General features: G+C 71.3%; 19 protein-coding genes and 1 pseudogene. 10 read left to right on the top strand and 10 right to left on the bottom strand.

Features of this window, described 5'->3' with window-relative positions; genetic code table 11:
• Window positions 1-151 precede the first annotated feature (151 nt).
• The 4 genes from GT042_RS22535 to GT042_RS22520 form a co-directional block, all read right to left on the bottom strand.
• Complete coding sequence (locus tag GT042_RS22535) at window positions 152-526, bottom strand: hypothetical protein (protein WP_161310540.1); 375 nt, start codon at window positions 524-526, stop codon at window positions 152-154.
• Between the two features lie 92 nt (window positions 527-618).
• Complete coding sequence (locus GT042_RS22530) at window positions 619-936, bottom strand: SCO5918 family protein (RefSeq protein ID WP_161310539.1); 318 nt, start codon at window positions 934-936, stop codon at window positions 619-621.
• Between the two features lie 121 nt (window positions 937-1,057).
• A complete protein-coding gene (gene ykgO / locus GT042_RS22525; RefSeq protein ID WP_161310538.1) occupies window positions 1,058-1,180 on the bottom strand; it encodes a type B 50S ribosomal protein L36 in 123 nt (40 codons plus the stop codon).
• A 199-nt stretch (window positions 1,181-1,379) separates the two neighbouring features.
• Window positions 1,380-1,736, bottom strand: coding sequence for a hypothetical protein (locus tag GT042_RS22520; protein WP_161310537.1), 357 nt, complete (start codon window positions 1,734-1,736; stop codon window positions 1,380-1,382).
• 108 nt (window positions 1,737-1,844) lie between these two features.
• Here GT042_RS22520 and GT042_RS22515 point away from each other — a divergent pair, with 108 nt between their 5' ends.
• Window positions 1,845-2,252 carry a hypothetical protein gene (locus GT042_RS22515; protein WP_161310536.1) on the top strand — a complete coding sequence of 136 codons (408 nt, stop codon included), beginning with the start codon at window positions 1,845-1,847 and terminating at the stop codon, window positions 2,250-2,252.
• An 80-nt stretch (window positions 2,253-2,332) separates the two neighbouring features.
• Window positions 2,333-3,145 (top strand): Fpg/Nei family DNA glycosylase, encoded by an 813-nt coding sequence (locus GT042_RS22510; protein ID WP_161310535.1) that lies wholly within the window; start codon window positions 2,333-2,335, stop codon window positions 3,143-3,145.
• 27 nt (window positions 3,146-3,172) lie between these two features.
• Here GT042_RS22510 and GT042_RS22505 read toward each other — a convergent pair whose 3' ends face one another.
• The 4 genes from GT042_RS22505 to GT042_RS22490 form a co-directional block, all read right to left on the bottom strand.
• On the bottom strand, window positions 3,173-3,472 hold the full coding sequence (locus tag GT042_RS22505; RefSeq protein ID WP_161310534.1) for a DUF6510 family protein: 300 nt from the start codon (window positions 3,470-3,472) through the stop codon (window positions 3,173-3,175).
• A 1-nt stretch (window position 3,473) separates the two neighbouring features.
• On the bottom strand, window positions 3,474-4,235 hold the full coding sequence (locus GT042_RS22500; protein ID WP_161310533.1) for a ferredoxin reductase: 762 nt from the start codon (window positions 4,233-4,235) through the stop codon (window positions 3,474-3,476).
• Window positions 4,205-4,801 carry a sulfite oxidase-like oxidoreductase gene (locus GT042_RS22495; protein WP_161310532.1) on the bottom strand — a complete coding sequence of 199 codons (597 nt, stop codon included), beginning with the start codon at window positions 4,799-4,801 and terminating at the stop codon, window positions 4,205-4,207. The genes GT042_RS22500 and GT042_RS22495 overlap by 31 nt, the downstream gene beginning before the upstream one ends.
• Before the next feature lie 183 nt (window positions 4,802-4,984).
• Entirely contained in the window at window positions 4,985-7,108 is a 2,124-nt protein-coding gene (locus GT042_RS22490) for an alpha-galactosidase (protein ID WP_161310531.1), read from the bottom strand.
• Between the two features lie 178 nt (window positions 7,109-7,286).
• Between GT042_RS22490 and GT042_RS22485 the strand changes: the two genes are divergently transcribed.
• The 7 genes from GT042_RS22485 to GT042_RS22455 all read left to right on the top strand — a co-directional run bounded on the left by GT042_RS22485 (window position 7,287) and on the right by GT042_RS22455 (window position 17,430).
• Window positions 7,287-8,462: an ROK family transcriptional regulator gene (locus GT042_RS22485; RefSeq protein ID WP_161310530.1), complete on the top strand. Its 1,176-nt coding sequence runs from the start codon at window positions 7,287-7,289 to the stop codon at window positions 8,460-8,462.
• 8 nt (window positions 8,463-8,470) lie between these two features.
• Window positions 8,471-9,781 carry an ABC transporter substrate-binding protein gene (locus GT042_RS22480; protein WP_161310529.1) on the top strand — a complete coding sequence of 437 codons (1,311 nt, stop codon included), beginning with the start codon at window positions 8,471-8,473 and terminating at the stop codon, window positions 9,779-9,781.
• 21 nt (window positions 9,782-9,802) lie between these two features.
• A complete protein-coding gene (locus tag GT042_RS22475; protein ID WP_161310528.1) occupies window positions 9,803-10,747 on the top strand; it encodes a sugar ABC transporter permease in 945 nt (314 codons plus the stop codon).
• Entirely contained in the window at window positions 10,744-11,670 is a 927-nt protein-coding gene (locus GT042_RS22470) for a carbohydrate ABC transporter permease (protein ID WP_161310527.1), read from the top strand. Before GT042_RS22475 ends, GT042_RS22470 begins: the two co-directional genes overlap by 4 nt.
• 110 nt (window positions 11,671-11,780) lie before the next feature.
• Window positions 11,781-13,619: a carbohydrate-binding protein gene (locus GT042_RS22465; RefSeq protein ID WP_161310526.1), complete on the top strand. Its 1,839-nt coding sequence runs from the start codon at window positions 11,781-11,783 to the stop codon at window positions 13,617-13,619.
• A 125-nt stretch (window positions 13,620-13,744) separates the two neighbouring features.
• The gene (locus GT042_RS22460) at window positions 13,745-16,180 is read left to right on the top strand and encodes a glycoside hydrolase N-terminal domain-containing protein (RefSeq protein ID WP_345943869.1); all 2,436 of its coding nucleotides are present in this window, start codon (window positions 13,745-13,747) and stop codon (window positions 16,178-16,180) included.
• A gap of 83 nt (window positions 16,181-16,263) precedes the next feature.
• Window positions 16,264-17,430, top strand: coding sequence for an SGNH/GDSL hydrolase family protein (locus GT042_RS22455; RefSeq protein WP_345943870.1), 1,167 nt, complete (start codon window positions 16,264-16,266; stop codon window positions 17,428-17,430).
• A gap of 83 nt (window positions 17,431-17,513) precedes the next feature.
• On the opposite strand, the gene GT042_RS39895 is transcribed toward GT042_RS22455, so the two are convergent.
• Together GT042_RS39895 and GT042_RS22445 are read right to left on the bottom strand one after the other, a co-directional pair.
• Entirely contained in the window at window positions 17,514-18,623 is a 1,110-nt protein-coding gene (locus GT042_RS39895; RefSeq protein WP_161310524.1) for a peptidoglycan-binding domain-containing protein, read from the bottom strand.
• A 215-nt stretch (window positions 18,624-18,838) separates the two neighbouring features.
• Window positions 18,839-19,837: a winged helix-turn-helix domain-containing protein gene (locus GT042_RS22445; RefSeq protein WP_161310523.1), complete on the bottom strand. Its 999-nt coding sequence runs from the start codon at window positions 19,835-19,837 to the stop codon at window positions 18,839-18,841.
• A 60-nt stretch (window positions 19,838-19,897) separates the two neighbouring features.
• Here GT042_RS22445 and GT042_RS22440 point away from each other — a divergent pair.
• Window positions 19,898-20,500, top strand: a pseudogene (locus GT042_RS22440) (MFS transporter); the annotation flags it as partial.

The raw sequence follows: 20,500 nt of genomic DNA, 5'->3' as shown, positions 1-20,500 counted from the left end.
GGCGTCGTCGGCCGCGTCGGCCGCCCCGCGCACCAGCGCCGCCTAAGGCCTGAGCCGTACGGCACACCCGTACACACACCGAGGCCCCGGTACCAGCTGGTACCGGGGCCTCGGTGTGTTGTCGGTGGGGGTGGTGCGGGGGAGGGGGCGGTCAGTGGTCCGAGTAGCTGAAGTCGCCCACCGTCCAGGCGCTGACGTCCTTGACGGCGATGCGGTACATCCCACCGGTCTCGGGGATGCCCACGCTCCCCTGGAGGATCCGCGCGACGTGGAAGTGCAGATGAGTGGGGTCCTCGCCGGGCCGCAGGGCGGCCGCGCTGCCCGCCGGCCCGAAGACGGCGGCAAACGGGCCCAGGCGCTCGGAGTCCCGCAGCACCTCCGCCACCCGCTCGCGCCAGACGGCTTCGGGTGCCAGACGCCCGGTGATGACGGCGCCCTGGACGACGACGGTGAGGGACATCTGATTGCTTTGCTCGGACTCCACCGCTGAGGCGATGTCAACAAGCAGATGATCAGGCTTCGACATGGGCGCTGACTGTACTACGCGCGGGGCGCCCCACGGCGGGTCGTGACCCGTACGGAGGGCGTGCGCCCTCCGGCCCGGTCACGACCGATGCATCAGTTCTGTGCGGGCGTTCCGAGCATGGCGGACGCCGACTCCAGCGGGGAGAGTACCGGCGCCGGGGCGGCCACGGGCTCGGGCGCCACCGGGTTGCAGGTGAAACCGAGACGCGTCAGCGCCCTGGTGACCTCGAAGGACGTGAAGTCGCGGCGGTCCTGGCGGGTGATCACCTCACCCACCTGCTTCACGGGGAAGACCCGGCGGCCGATGACCACGGACTCACCCGTGATGGGCTCGGGCTTGATGCCCTTCATCGACTGCTGCACCTCGCTCTTGACCAGCTCGAAGGGGAAGCGGGCGATGACGCAGCGCATAGTGCCTCTGGGGGAAGAAGGGAAAAGCCGGTAACTTCAGCATCCCACAGAAAAGTAACGATCGGAGGCCGGGCTTTCGCCGGGCCTCCGGGAACGCGGTGGGTGCGGGGCACGCGGAAGGTCAGCCCTGGCGGGCCTTGAACCGCGGTTCCTTCTTGTTGATCACGAAGACACGGCCCCGGCGGCGGACCACCTGGGCGCCCGGCTTGGCCTTCAACGCGTGCAGCGACTGGCGGACTTTCATGGCCTGTCCCTTCCGTACGGCGCACCGCCTCACGACGGTGCGCGCTTCGTGTGCATGCCAACGCAAGGAGGGGTGGCTTCATTCCCCCGGGCCCGGTCGGCGGCGCCGTACGCCGCGTGTGCCGCATGGCCCGATTTCGCCCCTCCGCCGATCGTGGTGACGGTCCTGGTGGCGGTCGCCCGGCGGGCTCCCGCGCAGGTCACGGCCGCCGGTCGCTGTGGCCGCAGATCCACGCCAGCGCCGCGTGCACCCCCTGGATGTAGTCCCGGGGGATCGTCCGCTGCGTGGCGTCCTCCAGCTGCACGGTCGCCGCGTCCGCCTCCGCCGTCAGCACGGACAGGTCCGGCGTCCCCTGGTCGGTGGCGCCGGTGACCGGGGCCGCGTCGCCCCGGCCCAGCGCCCAGAGGTAGCCGGTCATGGCGCCCCGGGAGAGCTGTGTCTGCCCGGTCGGAGCGGCGGCGACGGCCTCCAGCTCGCGGAACGCCTCCTCGACCTCGGTACGTGGCCTGGTGCCCACGAGCTCGCCGCCGTGGGGCTCGGTCTGTTGAGTGGTCATGTGCTGCGTCTGCCCCCGTGAGCGCGATCGAGCCGAAATGGGTGAAGTCGGTTCAAGGGGCTGCCCGCGGCGCGGGTCTGGCGCCACACTTGCCGCCTGGGGGTGACCATGTCGGTCTATCAGGTGTCCTGTCCTGCGCGGATCCTCTTCCTGCCGGAAGAGCTTTCCGCCCTGGGGGAGTTGGACGGCGGCTTCGATGTCGAGCCGAGTCTGTGGTGCACGCTGGAGGCGGGCCACGCGGGGCCGCACCACGTGATCGCGCAGTGTGTCAGGGGATCGGGGCCGATCGCGCCCTGGGACATGTGGGCGCGCTGGCCGGACGAGGACGAGTACGGCCCGGGGCGGGAGCTGGTACGGCTCGACTCCTGCCCGGCCAAGTTCCTGAAGGGCGCGGTGTCGGAGGAGGGGTGCCATCTGCCACTGGGACATCCGGGACGGCACGGGTACGAGTTCGGTCCGCCGATCACGGCGGCCGACGTGCTCCCGGACTGGCTGGTACGGCGCTTCTTCGAGTGACGCGGAGCCGGTCCTTCCCCGTACGTCCGGTACGGGGAAGGACCGGCTCCGGTCCGCCGGAGTGGCGGCATCATGGAGGTATGCCAGAAGGAGACACGGTGTACCAGGCCGCCCGGCGCCTGCACGGCGCGCTGGCCGGGCACCGGCTCGTACGGTCCGACCTGCGCGTGCCCTCGCTCGCCACGGCCGACCTCACCGGCCGTACCGTCCTCGACGTCACACCGCGCGGCAAACACCTGCTCACGCGCGTCGAGGGCGGCTGGACCCTGCACTCGCACCTGCGCATGGACGGGGCGTGGAAGGTGTACGAGCCCGGCGCCCCGTGGCGCGGCGGCCCCGGCCACGAGATCCGCGCCGTCCTCGCCACCGCCGACCGCACCGCCGTCGGCTACCGGCTGCCCGTCCTGGAGCTGCTCAGGACCGGTGAGGAGGACCGGGTGGTGGGACATCTCGGCCCCGACCTCCTCGGCCCCGACTGGGACGCCGGCGAGGCGCTGCGCCGCCTGCTGGCCGACCCGGACCGGCCGATCGGCTCGGCGCTCCTGGACCAGCGCAACCTCGCCGGGATCGGCAACGTCTTCATGGCCGAATTGTGCTTCCTCGCGCGGGTCACGCCCTGGACCCGCGTCGGCGACTGCGCCGCGATCGAGCGCCTCGTCCCGGCCGCGAAGCGCCTGCTGGAGGCCAACCGCGAGAGCCTCGACCGGACCACGACCAGCGCCGCCGTCCGGGCCCGCTCCCGCCACCGCCTGTACGTGTACGGCCGCGCGGGCCGGTCCTGCCTCGTCTGCGGTACGCCCGTACGCGTCGCGTCCGAGACCCACGGCCGGATCGGGCGCGAGCGCCCCACCTACTGGTGCCCGCGCTGCCAACACGGCCCGGTCGCGCCCTGAGCCGCGCCCCGGTCACTCCCCAACCCGTCACTCCCCGGGGAGCGGGATCCTGAGCGCGGTGGTCCCGCGCATGTCCAGCCACGCCGCCTCCGGCCCCCGGACCATCCGCATGACCACCGCGTCGCATTCCGGACACCGGGCGACCATCCCCGGGGCGTGGGTGTAGACCCGCAGCTCCGCCAGCGGCCCCGCGCGCCCGCAGGCGGCGCACGTCCCGGTCGCCGTGGTCAGGTCCGTCGTGAAGAACTCACGGAACGGGCCGGCCAGCACATTGCCGTCCTGGAACGCCTCGCCGGTCGTCGTACCGGCAGCCTGGGTGGGACGCATGTCAACCTCCGACGGGACCGAAACGCTCGGTCCTTATCCGTTGCGGATCGTGGCCCTGCGCCACGAGGATCTCGGCCGCCCGCTCCACGAACCCGGTCGGGCCGCACACAAAACACATCGGGGCGAACTCCGCGGGCCAGCCGTACGCCGCCACGTCGTCCTCGGTGAGCCGGCCCGGCGCCCGGCGCGGCCCCTCCGGCGCCGACCGGGTGTACAGATGGGTGACGTCCAGTCCGCCCTGGGCGCCCGCCGGGCCCAACTCCGGTACGTAGTAGCGTTCTTCGGGCGTGCGGACCGAGTAGAGCAACCGGAAGAGGACCCGGCTCCCGGTGCTCCTCCTGGTACGGATCATGGACATCAGCGGGACCACCCCGGAGCCCCCGGCCATCAGCAGCACGGGGGAGGGGTCGGCCGGGTCCCAGACGAACCACCCACCGACCGGGCCGCGCAGTTCCAACTGGTCACCGGCCTCCAGTACGTCGACCAGGTAGGGCGAGACCTCGCCGTCGCCGATCCGCTGGACGGTCAGCTCGATCCGGTCGCCGTCGGGCGCCGACGCGAGGGAGTAGCTGCGCTGGGTGCTGTACCCGTCCTCCGCCGTCAGCCGTACGTCCACATGCTGGCCGGCGGCGTGGCCCCGCCAGCCGGGGGCCCGCAGGACCAGCGTGCGCGCGGTCCCCGTCTCGTCGCGTACGTCCTCGACCGTCGCCGTCTGCCAGCGCAGCCGGCCGGTCAGTCGCCCTGATACCGCTGCTCGCGCCACGGGTCACCGTATTCGTGGTAGCCGAGGCCTTCCCAGAAGCCCGGCTCGTCCGAGTCCATCAGCCGGATGCCGTTCACCCACTTCGCCGACTTCCAGAAGTACAGGTGCGGCACCAACAGCCGCGCGGGACCGCCGTGTTCGGCGGGGAGGTCGTCGTGGTCGTAGCGGTACGCGATCCACGCCTGCCCGTCGAGCAGGTCCTCCAGCGGCAGGTCGGTGGTGTACCCGCCGTAGCTCTGGACCATCGCGTAGTCACCGTCAAGATCGACACCGTCGAGCAGGGTGTCCAGCGACACCCCTTCCCACTCCGTACGGAACTTGGACCACTTCGTCACACAGTGGATGTCGACCGTCGGCCGCTCGGCGGGCAGCGCCGTGAGGTCCTGCCACGACCAGCGGTGGGTCTCACCGGCGACCGTGGTCAGGGTGAACCGCCAGTCCTCCTTCGCGACCACCGGGGTGGGACCGGCCGACAGCACCGGGAAGTCGTGCACCACGTACTGGCCCGGGGGCAGCTTCTCCTCCGTCGGGCGCCGGCCGTGGAAACCGCGAGAGATGACAGCCACATCGGTCTCCTCTCCCTCCCCGGCACGGGACAGCGGGTGCACCGGCGAGTGTCGCCTGTCAGTGGCGTCGCCTCCCAGTCTGGTCCCGTCGCGCCATGACCACCATCGGAACCGCTCGCGGCCCCGGTGCGGGGAGACCCGGAACCCCGGACTCCCCGCACCGGCCCCCCGGATCCGGGCCCGTCAGGACACCCGGACCAGGTGCACCGCCGTACTGGCCCAGTCGCCCTCGGGCAGCTCCGGCAGGATCCCGTAGCCGGTCAGCACACGCGCGGAGTGGACGGAGCCGGTCCGCGCGTCGCGGTAGCGGGCGTCGGGGTCGAGCCCCGCCAGCCGGAGCGGCGTGCGCGGGCTGCCGTGACGCGGACCCCGCTGCCAGACCAGCAGCAGCGCCTCGCTCCGGTCCGCGCTGGTGTACTGCGCCGCGGAAGGACCGTCGTCCACGGGTCCGCGCGGCCGGTGCAGGACACCGTGCTGGACGAGCGGGCGGACGCGTTTGTACGCGGCGATCAGCTCGGCGGCCTCGGCCAGCTCCTCCTCCGACCACCGGGCCAGGTCGCCGCCGATGCCCAGGGCCCCGGCCATCGCCACGTGGAAGCGGAACCGCAGCGGCACCGAGCGCGCGGTGAGCTGGTTCGGTACGTCCGTCACCCAGGCGGCCATCGTGCGCGCCGGATAGATCTGGCCGTATCCGTGCTGGATGGACAGCCGGTCCCAGGCGTCGGTGTTGTCCGACGCCCAGGCCTGGTCGGTACGGGACAGGATGCCCAGGTCCACGCGCCCGCCGCCGCCGCTGCACGACTCGATCCGCAGGCCGGGATGGTCGGCGCGCAGCCGGTCGACGAGGGCGTACAGGTTCTGTACGTAGGCGGTGCCCAGGTGGTCGGCGCCGTCGGCGCGGTCGGGCCAGCCGGCCTCGCTGAACGCGCGGTTCATGTCCCACTTGAGGAAGTCGACGGAGTGCTCGCCCACCAGCCGGGTCAGCCAGCCGTACGCCCAGTCGGCGACGTCGCGGCGGGCGAGGTTGAGGACCAGCTGGCCGCGCAGTTCGGTGCGGGTACGGTGCGGGAAGTGCAGCACCCAGTCCGGGTGGCGGCGGTAGAGGTCGCTGTCCGGGTTGACCATCTCGGGCTCGACCCACAGGCCGAAGCGCATCCCGAGCCGGTGCACCTCCTCGACCAGCGGCGACAGCCCGCCGGGGAAGCGGTCCGGGGACGGGGTCCAGTCACCGAGCCCCGCCTCCGCGTTGCGGCGCGCGCCGAACCAGCCGTCGTCCATGACGTACAGCTCCACCCCGAGCGCGGCGGCCCGCGCGGCCAGCGCCTTCTGGCCGGCCTCGTCCACGTCGAACCCGGTCGCCTCCCACGAGTTGTAGAGCACGGGCCGTACCTCGCCGGGGTGCGGCAGCACATGGGCGAGGGTGTACGCGTGCCAGGCGCGGCTCGCCGCGTCGAAACCGCCCTCGCTGTACAGGCCCGCGAGGCGCGGGGTGGTGAACTCCTCGCCGGGGCCGAGCGGCAGCGCCGTACCGTCCTGGCCCGCGCCGCCGGTGAAGCAGGCGCGGCCGTCGGGGGTGCGCTGCACCGTGACGCGCCAACTGCCGCTCCACGCCAGGGCGGCGCTCCACACCTCACCGTGGTCCTCGGTCGCGTGTCCGTCGTCCAGCATCACCCAGGGGTTCGCGTGGTGGCTGGTGATGCCCCGCCGGCTGGTGAGGGTCGTCTCGCCGTACGGCACCGGCTCCCGGCGCAGGCGGCTCTCCGCCGACCACTGTCCCGTGACGTGGCTGAACCGGTAGTCCTCCCTGGCCGGCAGCGTCCACGCGGCGGAGTCCGCGCGCAGGAGGGTCACGGGGGTGTCGCCGGTGTTGCGCAGGACGGTCCAGCGCTCGATGACGTCGCTGTCGTCGTGGACGCGGTAGTGGAGGTCGACGTCCAGGCCGTAGTGCGTGTCGCCGAACTCCAGGACCAGTTCGGCCGATCCGGGGGCGGACTCGTCGACCCGGTGGCCGGTGGGCCGCCACTCGAAGGCGCGGGTGCCGTCGGCGAACCGTACCTGGAGGGAGGGGGCGCCGTACCGGGCCCCGCCGTCCACGGGCAGTTCCTCCCCGGCGGGCGAGCGCCCCTCGAAACTGCTGGCCGGCGGCGCCGGGGGAGCGGCAAGCTCCTGTGCCTCTTCGAGGGTCAGCCGAGGTCCCCAGCCGAGGTGACAGGGCGCGCCCGTCCCGTCGATCCGCAGCGCGTACGACGTGCGCGGAGTGGAGAGCAGCCAGACCCCGGTGTGAGGGGCGAAGGAGATCACAGGCATGGATCCTCACGTTCGTTTTGCGCCTCGAGAGCAAACCGCAGCCAACCTTGCCTTGGATCAGGTGTCAATACCCGGAGGCTGGAGCACATTTGCAAGTTGAGATGCCCCTCCTTAGGCATTTCGAAAGGAGCTTGCTTCTTTCATTGACAGCGGAAAAGAACACCCCTACGTTTCGGCCATGCGCTCGACCCCTCGTACCGAGGCGGTTCCGGCACCGACGCCGGCCGCTTCCCTGGTCTTCACGACCGTGCTGTCCCACGGCCCGCTCACGCGGATCGAGATAGCCCGGCGCACCACGCTCTCCTCCGCCGCGGTGACCAAGGCGGTCCGTCCGCTCATGGAGGCCGGCTACCTGGTCGAAGGTGCCGACGAGGAGGCACGCCCGTCGCTCGGACGTCCCGCCACCCTGGTACGGGTCGACGGCGGCCGGGCCTTGTTCATCGGCGTCAAGGTGACGGGCGACGAGATCATCGCCGTCCTCACCGACCTGTGCTGCCGCGTCCGGGTCGCCCGGCACCTCCCCCTCACCGACCGGGAACCGGGCGCCGTGCTCGCCGCCATCACCGGAGTCGTACAGGAACTCCTCACGGAGGCCGACGGGTTCGGGGTGGAGGTGCGCGGGCTCGGCCTGGCCGTCTCCGGTGATGTGGACCGTACGGCCGGAGTCGTGCGCTACTCGCCCTTCCTGGACTGGCGCGACGTCCCCCTCGCCGACCTGGCGGGAACCGTGACGGGGCTGCCGGTCACGGTCGACAACGACGTCCGCGCGCTGACCGTCGCGGAGCAGTGGTTCGGCGCGGGCGTGGGTCTCTCCGACTTCGCGCTCGTGACGGTCGGCGCCGGTATCGGCTGCGGGCTGGTGGTGCACGGCCGGGTCGTCTCGGGCGCGCACGGTGTGGCCGGGGAGATCGGCCACCTGTCCATCGACCCGCTGGGGCCGCCGTGCCACTGCGGCAACACCGGTTGTGTGGAGGCGATCGCGGGGGACTCGGCCATCGTCCGCCGCGTCCGGGAGGTGACCGGTCTCCCGGTCACCGACTCCGCGCAGGCCCTGGAGCTGGCGCACCGGGGCGACCCGGGCGCCAAGGAGGCCTACGCGCGGGCCGGGGAGGCCATCGGCCGGGCCATCGGCGCCGTCGTCAACGTCCTCGGCCCCCAACGAGTGATCATCTCCGGCGAGGGCCTGGCGGCGTACGACCTGTTCGCCGAGCAGATCCGCGACGCGTTCGCCGCGTCCGCCTTCGGAACCGCCGCGCAGTGTGACGTGATGACACGTCCCCTGCCCTTCGAGGAGTGGGCGCGGGGCGCCGCGGCCACCGCCATCCAGTCCTTCATCGGAACAGACACGCACTAGGAGTAGCGATGACGCTGAGCCGCACCCCCTCACCCTTCCCCTCCCCGAGCCGCCGCAGTGTGGTCCGCGGCGTGGTCGGGGCCGGCGCCGCCGCCCTGGCCGCGCCCGTCCTGACCGCCTGCGGAGGAGGCCCCGCCGCCGACCCGAAGACGGTGACCTTCGGGTCCAACGGGGCGGACGCCACGCCCAAGAAGGCCTACTCCGCCGTCACCGGCGCCTTCACCAAGGACAGCGGTCTCAAGGTCAGGACGAACACCGTCGACCACGACACGTTCCAGAAGAGCATCTCCAACTACCTCCAGGGCACCCCGGACGACGTCTTCACCTGGTTCGCCGGCTACCGCATGCAGTTCTTCGCCAAGAAGGGCCTGGCCCACCCCGTCGACGACGTGTGGGACACGATAGGTTCCGGTTTCAGCGACGCCGCGAAGCAGCTGTCCAAGGGCCAGGACGGCAAGTTCTACTTCGTCCCGCTCTACAACTACCCCTGGGCCGTGTTCTACCGGAAGAGTGTGTTCCAGGAGCACGGCTACCAGCCGCCCACCACCTGGAGCGCGTTCACCGCGCTCGCCAAGCAGATGAAGAAGGACGGCCTCTCACCCATAGCCTCCGGCTACGGCGGCGGAGACAGCTGGTCCGTCCTCGGCGCCTTCGACTACCTCAACCTCCGGGCCAACGGCTACGACTTCCACATGTCGCTCATGCGCGGCGAGGTCGCCTGGACCGACCGGCGCACCAGCAGGACGCTCGACCTCTGGCGCGAGATCAGCCCCTACTACCAGGAAGGCGCGGGCGGCCGATCCTGGCAGGACGCGGCCCAGTCCCTGCTCGACAAGAAGTCCGGCATGGCCGTCATCGGCCTCTTCCTCGGCCAGCAGATCACGGACGAGAAGCTCCGCGACGACATCGACTTCTTCCCCTTCCCCACGATCGACCCGTCCTTCGGCCAGGACACCGTCGAGGCCCCCACCGACGGCTTCATGCTCAGCCGCAAGCCCAAGAACCTCGACGGCTCCACCAAGCTCCTGGAGTTCCTCGGCAGCGCCAAGGCCGAGAACCTCTACATGGGGGTCGACCCCAGCAACGTCGCCGTCAACTCCGGCGCCGACACGAGCACGTACAACGCACTCCAGAAGAAGTCCGCCGAACTCATCGCGTCGGCGAAGCACATCACCCAGTTCGCCGACCGGGACAGCGACCCCGGCTTCATCTCCACCGTCGTGCTCCCCGGCCTCACCCAGTGGCTCGGACACCCCGACGACGGCTCGGCCCTGCTCAAGAAGATCGAGTCCCAGCGCTCGCGCTTCTTCACCGCCTGATCAGGACCGGGAAGGTTCCACATGTCCTCCGTGCGCCCAGCGCCCCCCACCACGCCACGCGCCCGCCCCCGGCCACGCCGGCTCAGCGCCGGTGACCGTCTCTTCCTCGCGGTCATCGTCGGCATCCCCGTACTCGCCCTGCTCGTCTTCGTCTGGCTGCCGGCGCTGGCGTCCATCGGTCTGTCCTTCACCAGCTGGGACGGCATCGCGCTGTCCGACATCCACTGGATCGGACTGGACAACTACCACGAGATCTTCACCAACTACCCGCCGTTCTGGCCGGCCGTCCAGCACAACGTCGTCTGGCTGCTCTTCACGGCCCTGCTGCCCACCCCGTTCGGCATCTTCCTGGCCTACCAGCTCGACCGGAAGATCCGCTTCACCCGGATCTACCAGACCGCGATCTTCCTGCCCATGGTGCTGTCCCTGGCCGTGGTCGGCTTCATCTGGGAGATCATCTACAACCCCGACAACGGACTGCTCAACGGCATCCTCGGCGGGGTCGCGCCCGGCCACCACATCGACTGGCTCGGCGACCCGGACCTCAACCTCTGGGCCGTACTCGTCGCGTCGGCCTGGCGGCACACCGGCTACATCATGATCCTCTACCTGGCCGGCCTCAAGGGCTTCGACCCCGCGCTCAAGGAAGCCGCGTCGCTCGACGGCGCCAACGAACGCCAGACCTTCCTGCGGGTCGTCTTCCCCGCCCTCAAGCCCGTCAACATCATCATCCTGGTCGTCACCGTCATGGAGTCGCTGCGCGCCTTCGACATCGTGTACGTCCTCGGCGGCGGCGTCGGCAGCAAACCGGGCATGGAGCTGCTCTCCCTCCTGATCACCGACAACATCATCGGCGAGTCCAGCCACATCGGTTACGGCTCCGCCCTGGCGGTGGTCCTGCTCGTGGTCTCCCTGCTCGCCATCGGGACCTTCCTCGTACAGACCTTCCGCAAGGAGGACCAGTGACCGCGACCGCCACACCGCCGGCCGCCGGCTCACGCACCCGCCGTACCGCCTCCCGGGAAACCGGGCCCTCGCGTCCCAAGAGCCAGGCCGGCCGCCATGTCCTGCTCGGCGGCATCGCCCTGCTCTGGCTCGTCCCGCTGCTCTGGGCGGTCTACACCTCGCTGCGGCCGTATTCGGACACCAGCAGGAACGGGTACCTCTCCTGGCCGCACAGCATCAGCCTGGAGAACTTCTCGGACGCCTGGAGCCAGTCCGGGATGCCGCACTTCTTCTGGAACTCCGTGCTCATCACGGTCCCCGCGGTCCTCGGCACCCTGCTGTTCTCCGCCGCCGTGGCGTTCTTCGTCTCGCGCTTCGACTTCCGCTGGAACATCGTCCTGCTGATGCTGTTCACGGCGGGCAACCTGCTGCCCGCCCAGGTGCTCATCACCCCGCTGTACCGGCTGTACCTGCTGATCCCGCTGCCGGGGTGGATGAGCGACTCGTTCCTGCTCTACAACTCCGTGTGGGGCATCGTCTTCATCCACATCGCCTACCAGTGCGGCTTCTGCACCTTCGTCCTCAGCAACTACATGCGGACGATCCCCAAGGAGATCACCGAGGCCGCGCTGGTCGACGGCGCCCCCGTGTGGCGCCAGTTCTTCCAGATCGTGCTGCCGTTGTGCCGCCCCGCCTTCGCGGCGCTGGCCACGCTCGAATCGATCTGGATCTACAACGACTTCTTCTGGTCGCTCGCGCTGATCGAGACCGGCGACAAGCGGCCGATCACCTCCGCGCTGGCCAACCTCCAGGGCCAGTACTTCACCAACCCCAACCTGATCGCGGCCGGTGCGCTGATGACCGCGATCCCCACGCTGCTGGTGTACTTCGCGCTCCAGCGCCAGTTCATCAGCGGGCTGACCATCGGTTCGGGCAAGGGCTGAGCCGACGGACGGGTGTCCGTACGAGCGTGGTCACGTACGCCCGTCCCCCTGCCCCGACCGTACGCACGCTCCGTGCACGTCCATGCGCCGACAACAGGAGGTCCTGACCCATGCGGTCACCCGCGTACCCCTTCAGAGCCGTGCTCGTCCTGGCCCTCGCGGCCGGCCTGACCACCGCCGTCCCCTCGGCCATGGCGGCCACCCCCACCACGGCCACCGCCGAACCGGCCGTCGCCCAGGCCCCCGCCGCGGCCCCGGCCGCCGGCACCGCCGCCGGTCTGGCCGAGAAGCCCTTCATGGGCTGGACCAGCTGGTCCATGCAGTCGTCCAAGTACCCGGGCCTCAACCCCGACGGCGACTACAGCTACCTGACCGAGAAGAACGTCCTCAAGCAGACGAACGCCCTCGCGTCCAAGCTCAAGAAGTACGGCTACGAATACGTCAACATCGACGCCGGCTGGTGGATGGACCTGGCGTGGAAGCCCCGCTTCGACGCGTACGGCCGCCAGGCCGCCGACCCCGGCCGCTTCCCCCGGGGCATGAAGCCCGTCGCCGACGACATCCACGCGAAGGGTCTCAAGGCCGGCATCTACCTGCCCGTCGGCCTCCAGAAGGAGGCGTACGGCGAGGGCAAGGTCCCGGTCTTCGACGCGCCCGGCTGCACCACGGCCGACATCGTCTACCCCGACCTGCGCACCACCAACGGCTGGGACAGCGCGTACAAGATCGACTTCTCCGACCCCTGCGCGCAGAAGTACGTGGACTCGCAGGCGCGGATGTTCGCCGACTGGGGGTACGACTACCTCAAGCTCGACGGCGTCGGCCCCGGCTCCTTCAAGAGCGGCGACAACTACGACAACATCGCCGACGTGGCCGCCTGGCAGAAGGCGATAGCCACCGCCGGCCGCCCGCTCCACCTGGAGGTCTCCTGGTCGCTGGACATCGGCCACGCCGCCGATTGGCAGAAGTACACCGACGGCTGGCGGATCGACACGGACGTCGAGTGCTACTGCAACACCCTGGTGTCCTGGGAGAACTCGGTCGACGACCGCTTCGACGACGCGCCCAAGTGGACCCGGTTCGCCGGGCCCGGCGGCTGGAACGACCTCGACGCGATCGACGTCGGCAACGGCGAGATGGACGGCCTGACGAAGGCCGAGCGGCAGAGCTACATGACCCTGTGGGCCATCGCCAAGTCGCCCCTCTACACCGGTGACGACCTCACCCGCCTCGACGACTACGGCGTCTCCCTGCTGACCAACAAGGACGTTCTCGCGATCAACCAGGGCAGCACCCCGCCCGCGCGGCCCGTCACCGCCACCGGCGACCAGCAGGTGTGGAGCGCGAAGAACGCCGACGGCAGCTACACCGTCGCGCTGTTCAACCTCGCCGACTCCTCCGCCGCGGTGACGGCCGACTGGCAGTCCCTCGGCTTCACCGGCCAGGGCAAGGTCCGCGACGTCTGGAACAAGGAAGACCTCGGTACGTTCAAGGACAAGGTCACCCAGGCCCTGCCCGCCCACGGCTCGCGCCTGTTCACCGTCACCCCCCGGGGAACCGCGTTCAAGAAGACGGCGTACGAGGCCGAGTCCCCGGCCAACACACTCAGCGGCAACGCCTCGATCGGCGACTGCGGCGCGTGCTCCGGCACGCACAAGGTCGGCAACCTCTACCAGGGTGGCAAGATCCAGTTCAACGACGTCGTGGCCACGAAGGCCGGCCACTACCTGATCGACGTGTCCTACATCAGTGGTGACTCCCGCCCGGCGAAGATCTCCAGCAACGGCAACGGCGCCACCGCCCTGAAGTTCCCGTCCACCGCGGACTGGGGGACCGTCGAGACCGTCACCGTCCCGGTCACCCTCAAGGCCGGCACGAACACGATCACCATCGACAGCGGCGACGACTACGCACCCGACATCGACCGGATCGCCGTACCGCAGCTGTAGTTCCCGCGCGGCCTTCCCCCAACACCGGCGCGGGGCCCTGAAGCCCGGGCCCCGCACCGGCCCTTCCTTCTCCCGGCGGCCCGGCACCCGCATGCCCGTACCGCCCCTCCGGAATGGAGTGCTCCGTGGACGACCAGCACACCGGCGCAGCCGCGCCCGCCCCGACCTCCCCCCGTGGCCCGAGCCGGCGAGAAGCCCTCTCGCTGGCCGCCGCGGTGGGTGCCTTCACCGCCCTCGGCGGCCTGCCCGCCTTCGCCGCCTCCGGACCCGTGGTCCGGCAGACCACGTCCCCCCTGCTCCCCGAGGCGTCGACCACCCGGTTCTGGTACCCGTCACCGGCGTCCGACACGAACATGATCGAGCAGGGCCTGCCGGTCGGCAACGGCCGGCTCGGCGCCCTCGCCGGCAACGACCCCTCCCGCGAGGTGCTGCTCGTCACCGACGCCACCCTGTGGACCGGCGGCCTCAACGGCACCCTCGACGCGGACGGCCAATTCCCCTACGGGCGGCAGGACTTCGGCTCGTTCACGCTGCTCGGGCGGCTGACCGTCGACATCCCGGACCACGACCTGTCGTCGCTCTCCTCCTACCGGCGGGACCTCGACATCAGCCAGGGCGTGGTCTCCGCCACGTACGTACGCTCCGGAGTGACCTACGAGCGCCGGATCTTCGCCAGCCACCCCGACGACGCCGTCGTCCTGCACTTCACGCAGAAGGGCGGCGGGCGCTACACCGGCTCGGTGAGCCTGGCCGGCACCCACGACGAGAAGACCACCGCCGACCGCGCGCGGAAGTACGCCTCGTTCCACGGCTCGTTCCCGGACGGCGGACTGCGGTACGGCGCCGCCGTCACCGCGTACAGCGGCACCGGCAAGGTCACCGTCGACGGTACGCGGATCACCTTCCAGGACTGCCAGGAGCTGACGGTCGTCGTCAGCGGCGGCACCGACTACGCCCCCGACGCGGCCACCGGCTACCGGAACCGCGCCGTCGACCCGGAGCCGCTGGCCAGGACCAAGGTCCTCGCGGCGGCCCGCCACTCCGCCACCACTCTCCTGCACAGCCATGTCGCCGACCACCGCGAGCTGTTCGAGCGGATGGACATCTCCCTCGGGCAGTCGTCCGCGTTCCAGCGCGGCCTCGACACCTGGGAGCGCGTCAGGGCCCGCTACACCGACGGCGAGGCGGACCCCGAACTCGAAGCGTCGTACCTCCAGTTCGGCCGCTACCTGATGATCGCCGGATCGCGGGACAGCCTCCCGGTCGCCCTCCAGGGGCTGTGGCTGGACGGCAACGACCCGGACTGGATGGGCGATTACCACACCGACATCAACATCCAGATGAACTACTGGATGGCCGACCGGGCGGGCCTGTCCGGACTCTTCGACGCGTTCGCCGACTACTGCGTGGCGCAGCTCCCCTCGTGGACCGAGCTCACCCGCGACCTCTACCAGGACCCGCGCAACCGGTTCCGCAACTCCACCGGCAAGGTCGCCGGCTGGGCCGTCTCCTTCTCCACCAACGTGCACGGCGGGAACGGCTGGTGGTGGCACCCCGGCGGCAGCGCCTGGCTGGCCAACTCCCTGTTCGAGCACTACGAGTTCACCCAGGACAAGGCGTACCTCGCCAAGATCTATCCGCTGCTCAAGGGCGCCGTCGAGTTCTGGGAGGCGCGCCTCATCACCACGACGGTCACCGACCGGGCCACCGGCGAGCCCCGCGAGGTGCTCATCGACGACAAGGACTGGTCGCCCGAGCACGGCCCGCAGGACGCCCGGGGCATGACGTACGCCCAGGAGCTGGTCTGGGCGCTCTTCGGCAACTTCCGCACGGCCACCGACGTCCTCGGCAGGGACGCCGCGCACAGCAGGACGGTCGGCGCGCTCCGGGAGCGGCTGTACCTCCCCGAGGTGAGCCCCACGTCGGGCTGGCTCCAGGAGTGGATGTCCCCCGACAACCTCGGCGAGACGACGCACCGCCACCTCTCCCCGCTCATCGGGCTGTTCCCCGGGGACCGCATCCGCCCCGACGCCTCCACCCCGAAGGAGATCGTGGACGGCGCGACCGCCCTGCTCACCGCCCGGGGGACGAACAGCTTCGGCTGGGCCAACGCCTGGCGCAGCCTGTGCTGGGCGCGGCTCAAGGACGCCGAGAAGGCGTACCAGGGGGTGATCACCAACCTCCGGCCGTCCATCGGCGGCACCAACGGCACCGCGCCGAACCTCTTCGACATCTACGAGGTCGAGAAGGGACGGGGCATCTTCCAGATCGAGTCCAACTTCGGCACCGCCGCCGCCATGATCGAGATGCTGGTCTACTCCCGGCCCGGCCATGTCGAGCTGCTGCCCGCGCTGCCCGACGCGTGGGCCGCCTCCGGCGCGGTCGCGGGCGTGGGGGTACGGGGCGGATTCGTCCTCGACCTGCGGTGGAAGGCCGGCAAGGTCACCGAGGCGCGGCTGCGCAGCGTCGGCGGCCGTACGACGACCGTGGGGTTCGGCGGCAAGACCCAGAAGGTCAGTCTCAAGCCGGGCGCCTCGGTGTCCCTGCGGGAGCTGACGTGAGACGGCCACGACCGGCGCGCCGCCGGTACGCGGTGGGCCTGGTGACCGCGCTGCTCGTCACCCTCTGCGCCCCGGCGACGGCGGTGTCCGCGTCGGCGGTACGTGCCGCGTCCCCCCGCACGTCGGCCGCGAGCGCCTCGGGCCGCCACCAGGTCGTCACCTGGGGCGCGAGCGCGGACCGGCAGGGCGAGGCACCCCGCGACCGGAGCTACCGGGCCGTGGTCCGCACCAGTGTCGGCGGCACCGGCACCCGCGTCCGGCTCTCCAACGCGTTCGGCGACCGGCCGGTCACCTTCGACAGCGTGTACGCCGGCCGGCGGAAGGAGGGCGCCCAGCTCGTCGGCGGCAGCAACCGCGCGCTGACTTTCGGCGGCGCGGGCTCGGTCACGGTCGCGGCGGGGGAGAGCGTGGTCAGCGACCCGCTCTCCGGCCGGCTGGCCGACGGGAGCGACCTGGTCGTCAGCTATCACGTGCTGAGCACGGGCGGTCCCTCGACCGGTCACGGCATGGCCATGCAGACCTCGTACGCCACGGCGGGCAACCACACCGCCGAGGAGAGCGCCGCGAGCTGGACCGACCGGACCGGGTCCTGGTACTACCTCGACGCGGTGAGCGTGGAGACGGACCGGGACACCGGCGCCGTGGTGGCCCTCGGCGACTCCATCACCGACGGCTGGCAGTCGAGCACCGACACCGACCGGCGCTGGCCCGACTACCTCGCCCGCCGCCTCCGGAGCGCGAGCGGCACCGGCGTCAAGGGCGTGGCCAACGAAGGGATCTCCGGCAACAAGGTGCTGGCGGACGGCGCCGGGCAGAGCGCGCTGAACCGCCTCCAGCGGGACGTGCTCTCGCAGCCCGGCGTCCGTACGGTGCTCCTCTTCGAGGGCATCAACGACATCAAGGCGCACTCCGGCGTCACGGTGGCCGATCTGATCGCCGGATACCGGGAGATCATCGAACGGTCGCACGCGGCGGGCACGTGTGTGGTCGGCGCGACCGTCCTGCCCTTCAAGGGCTGGTCGGAGTACGACCCCGAGGGCGAGGCCGTACGTCAGGGCGTCAACGCGTTCATCAGGACCAGCGGTGAATTCGACGGCGTCGCCGATTTCGACAGGATGCTGCGCAGCCCGTACGACCAGGAGAAGCTGCTCCCGGTCTTCGACGGCGGCGACCGCCTGCACCCGAACGACAAGGGCATGCAGGCGATGGCGGACGCGGTCGACCTCAAGAGCCTCAGGTGCGACCGCTGAGGGCGGCGCGTACCTGAGGTGAAAGAGCGAGGGCTCCCACGCCGGCGGACGTGGGAGCCCTTGCCCGTTCCCGGCCCCGGGGCCTACGGCTTCTCGGTCTCCGCCTCCAGCACCTTCCTGGTGGCGGGCCCGTACACCCCCGAGGCGTCACCGGTGATGTCGCGGTCCTTCTGGTAGCGGGCGACCGCGCGTTCCAACTCGGCGTCGTACGTACCGTCGGGCCTTCCGATGTAGCGCAGCAGTAGTTGGCTCATCCGCTTCTGCAACTCGACGACCTCCGGGCCCGTGTCACCCTCCCGCAGGACGGCCGGGCCCGGCGACGGGGTGGAGCCGGGGGAGGCGGACCCGGTCGGCGAGGCGGAGGCCGTGGGGGAGGCCGTGGTGTCCTCGCCCGCCTGGCCCTTCACGGAGGTCGCGGAGGCGGACGCGGACGCCGAGGCCGCGTCGGACGGGCTCGCGCCGGAGTCGTCCGACGGCGAGGAGGTGGCGTCGTCCGAGGCCGGACGGTCCGGGTCCGGGGCGGCCTTGTCGCCGGCCGTGCCGGTGGCGTCGGGGAGCGCCGTCCGCGCGGTCGAGGAGGCCGAGCCGGGGCCCGCCGCCTCGTCCTCGCCGCCGCCCCGGACCGCGACACCGGCCGACACAGCGATGACGGCGGCGACCACGGCGATGGCGACGGCCAGGTAGACGCCCTTGCGGCGGCGGGCGGGCGGCTCGCCCGGCTCGTCGTCCCCGAAGGACCCCTCACCGGCGCTCTCCCCGGCCCCACCGCCGACACCGCCGGCCCGCTTGCCGTCGTTGCCGTCGTTGCCGTCGTCGTTGTCGTTGTCGTTGTCGTTGTCGTTGTCGTTGGCATCGTCATCGTCGTCGTGGGCAGCCGCTCCCACCACCACACCCTGCACGGCCGTCGTTTCGGCCCCGGCGCTGCCGGGAGGCCCGAAGGCCGCCCGCTCCCGCGCGGCGCGCTCCCGCTCGGCCTTGTCGGCCGCGGTCGGCTCGGCCTTGCGTTCCGGGGCGCCGGTCCCGCTCCCCAGCGAGACGTAGGGGCGTACATGCATCTGATCGCCGTCACCGGACTGTTCCACCGGGTCGGTGAGGCTCTTCCCGGCGATGTCGGCCCGGGTGGCGCACGCGCAGTCGGGATGGCCGGCCTCGCCCGGAGGTGCGAAACAACGGGGGCAAGATTCCTGCGTCACGGACGTTTCCTTCCTGGGGACGCGGCGATTATGCAGAGCCGCCGCTGTTTCGCGCAGTGCTTCCCGGCCGCGAAAAGGGTCACAATCAGTCATCAGGTCGAGCGCCGACCGGTCATATGGCACGGGAAAGGGGCAAAACAAGAACGCGATGTGTTCGAACTCGCACCGTATCGCAGGAGGGTTGAGGCCCTTCGAGCGAGTCGTACGCGACCGGCTCACGCCTCGCTCTGCGCCGCCACCAGACCGTCCCCCGCCGCCGTACGGCAGTAGAGCACCGACCGTCCCGCCCGCTGCCTGACCACCAGACGGGCGTCGAGCAGCACCTTGAGATGGCGCCCCACCGAACCGAGCGCCATACCCGTCAGCCCCACCAACTGCGTCGTGCTCTTGGGGGTGTCGAGCAGCAGCAGGACCCGCGCCCGGTACGGGCCGAGCAGCCGGCCCAGCGCCTCCGGCTCCGCCGCCCCGCCCGGCGTGACCGCCGGGCCCGTACAGGGGTAGATCACGGCGTAGCGGTGCGGCGGCTCTTCCCAGCAGACCCACCCCGACCGGGGCGTGACCGGCACGAACACCAGCTGGGCGTCGGTGACCTCACGCGGCGGGTACGCGCGGGTGTTGATCTGCAACCGCCCCTCCCCGAGCCAGCGCATGCGCGGACGCATGCCGTCCAGGGCGGCGGCCCAGCCACCCAGCGTCAACTGCCGGGTCCGCGCGACCACATCGGCCTCACAGATCCGCCGCCGGGCCGGCCAGTACGGCAGGACCGTCTCCGTCCAGACCCACTCCAGCAGATCGGCGACGCGCCCCGCCGGATCGGACCGGACCAGCCGTTCCGGGACCGGCCGGCCCTGGGCCACCGCCAGATCCGCCCGTACGGCCTCCGGCGGCGTCTCCCTGATCCGTACCAGCTCCCGCGCGAACGCCGCGGTCCCGTCGCCCTCCGGTACGGGGGCCGGATGCGCCCCCGGGGCGGGTGTCATGAAGTCCGCGTTCCATCCGTTCCCCCGCGCCGCCCGCACCAGCTCCGCCGCCTGCGGATCGGCGGCCAGCCGCTCCCGGTACGCCGGCCCGTGGGTGTCGAACCACCCCCGCTCACCCGGGTGCGCGGGAGCGCCCCGCTCCAGGGCGAACAGGCTCGCCGTGGTCTCCGCCAGCGGCGAGATCACGAACCGGCTGCCCGCGAGGGTGTCCGTACTGATCTGCCACCAGCCCATGGTTTCGCCTCCACGCGAAACAATAACGCCGCCGGTACGGCCCTGATGAGACTGCCGTCCATGCGCACCTACGGGCAGCTCTTCCGCACCCCTGAGTTCACCCCCTTCTTCCTGACCTGCTCCGTGCAGGTCGCCGCCACCACCGTCGGCGGACTGGCCCTGGCCACCCTCGTGTTCCGGTCCACCGGCTCCGCCCTGCTCTCGGCCCTCAGCATGTTCGGCCCCTCCCTGGCACAGGTGCTCGGCGCGACCCTGCTGCTGTCCGCGGCCGACCGGCTGCCCCCGCGCTCCGCGATGACCGCCGTGGCCCTGGTCGTCGGCGCGGGCACCGCCGTCCTGGCGGTGCCGGGCCTGCCGCTGTGGGCCGTCTTCACGGTCCTCCTCGTGGAGGGCCTGGTCACCTCGGTCGGCGGCGGGGTGCGCTACGGGCTGCTGAGCGAGATCCTCCCCAAGGACGGCTACCTGCTGGGCCGTTCCGTCCTCAACATGTCCGTCGGCACCATGCAGATCGCCGGGTACGCCACCGGCGGCGTCCTGCTCGCGGTCCTCTCCCCGCGCGGGGCCCTGCTCACCGCCGCCGCCCTCGGCGTGGCCTCCGCGGTCCTCGCCGCCGCCGGGCTCTCGTCCCGCCCGCCCCGTACCGCCGGAAGACCCTCGGTCGCC

Origin of the sequence: Streptomyces sp. SID3212, assembly GCF_009865405.1 — a bacterium.
Lineage (GTDB): Bacteria > Actinomycetota > Actinomycetes > Streptomycetales > Streptomycetaceae > Streptomyces.
Note: the sequence above shows the minus strand (reverse complement) of the source record. Positions and strands in the feature narration are given on the sequence as shown.

Bases quoted from the DNA above. Each gene is read 5' to 3' on its own strand.
- GT042_RS22515 (WP_161310536.1), top strand. From the start codon at position 1,845: ATGTCGGTCTATCAGGTGTCCTGTCCTGCGCGGATCCTCTTCCTGCCG.
- GT042_RS22510 (WP_161310535.1), top strand. From the start codon at position 2,333: ATGCCAGAAGGAGACACGGTGTACCAGGCCGCCCGGCGCCTGCACGGC.
- ykgO (WP_161310538.1), bottom strand. From the start codon at position 1,180: ATGAAAGTCCGCCAGTCGCTGCACGCGTTGAAGGCCAAGCCGGGCGCC.
- GT042_RS22480 (WP_161310529.1), top strand. From the start codon at position 8,471: ATGACGCTGAGCCGCACCCCCTCACCCTTCCCCTCCCCGAGCCGCCGC.
- GT042_RS22520 (WP_161310537.1), bottom strand. From the start codon at position 1,736: ATGACCACTCAACAGACCGAGCCCCACGGCGGCGAGCTCGTGGGCACC.
- GT042_RS22445 (WP_161310523.1), bottom strand. From the start codon at position 19,837: ATGGGCTGGTGGCAGATCAGTACGGACACCCTCGCGGGCAGCCGGTTC.
- GT042_RS22490 (WP_161310531.1), bottom strand. From the start codon at position 7,108: ATGCCTGTGATCTCCTTCGCCCCTCACACCGGGGTCTGGCTGCTCTCC.
- GT042_RS22465 (WP_161310526.1), top strand. From the start codon at position 11,781: ATGCGGTCACCCGCGTACCCCTTCAGAGCCGTGCTCGTCCTGGCCCTC.
- GT042_RS22535 (WP_161310540.1), bottom strand. From the start codon at position 526: ATGTCGAAGCCTGATCATCTGCTTGTTGACATCGCCTCAGCGGTGGAG.
- GT042_RS22530 (WP_161310539.1), bottom strand. From the start codon at position 936: ATGCGCTGCGTCATCGCCCGCTTCCCCTTCGAGCTGGTCAAGAGCGAG.
- GT042_RS22475 (WP_161310528.1), top strand. From the start codon at position 9,803: ATGTCCTCCGTGCGCCCAGCGCCCCCCACCACGCCACGCGCCCGCCCC.
- GT042_RS22505 (WP_161310534.1), bottom strand. From the start codon at position 3,472: ATGCGTCCCACCCAGGCTGCCGGTACGACGACCGGCGAGGCGTTCCAG.
- GT042_RS22485 (WP_161310530.1), top strand. From the start codon at position 7,287: ATGCGCTCGACCCCTCGTACCGAGGCGGTTCCGGCACCGACGCCGGCC.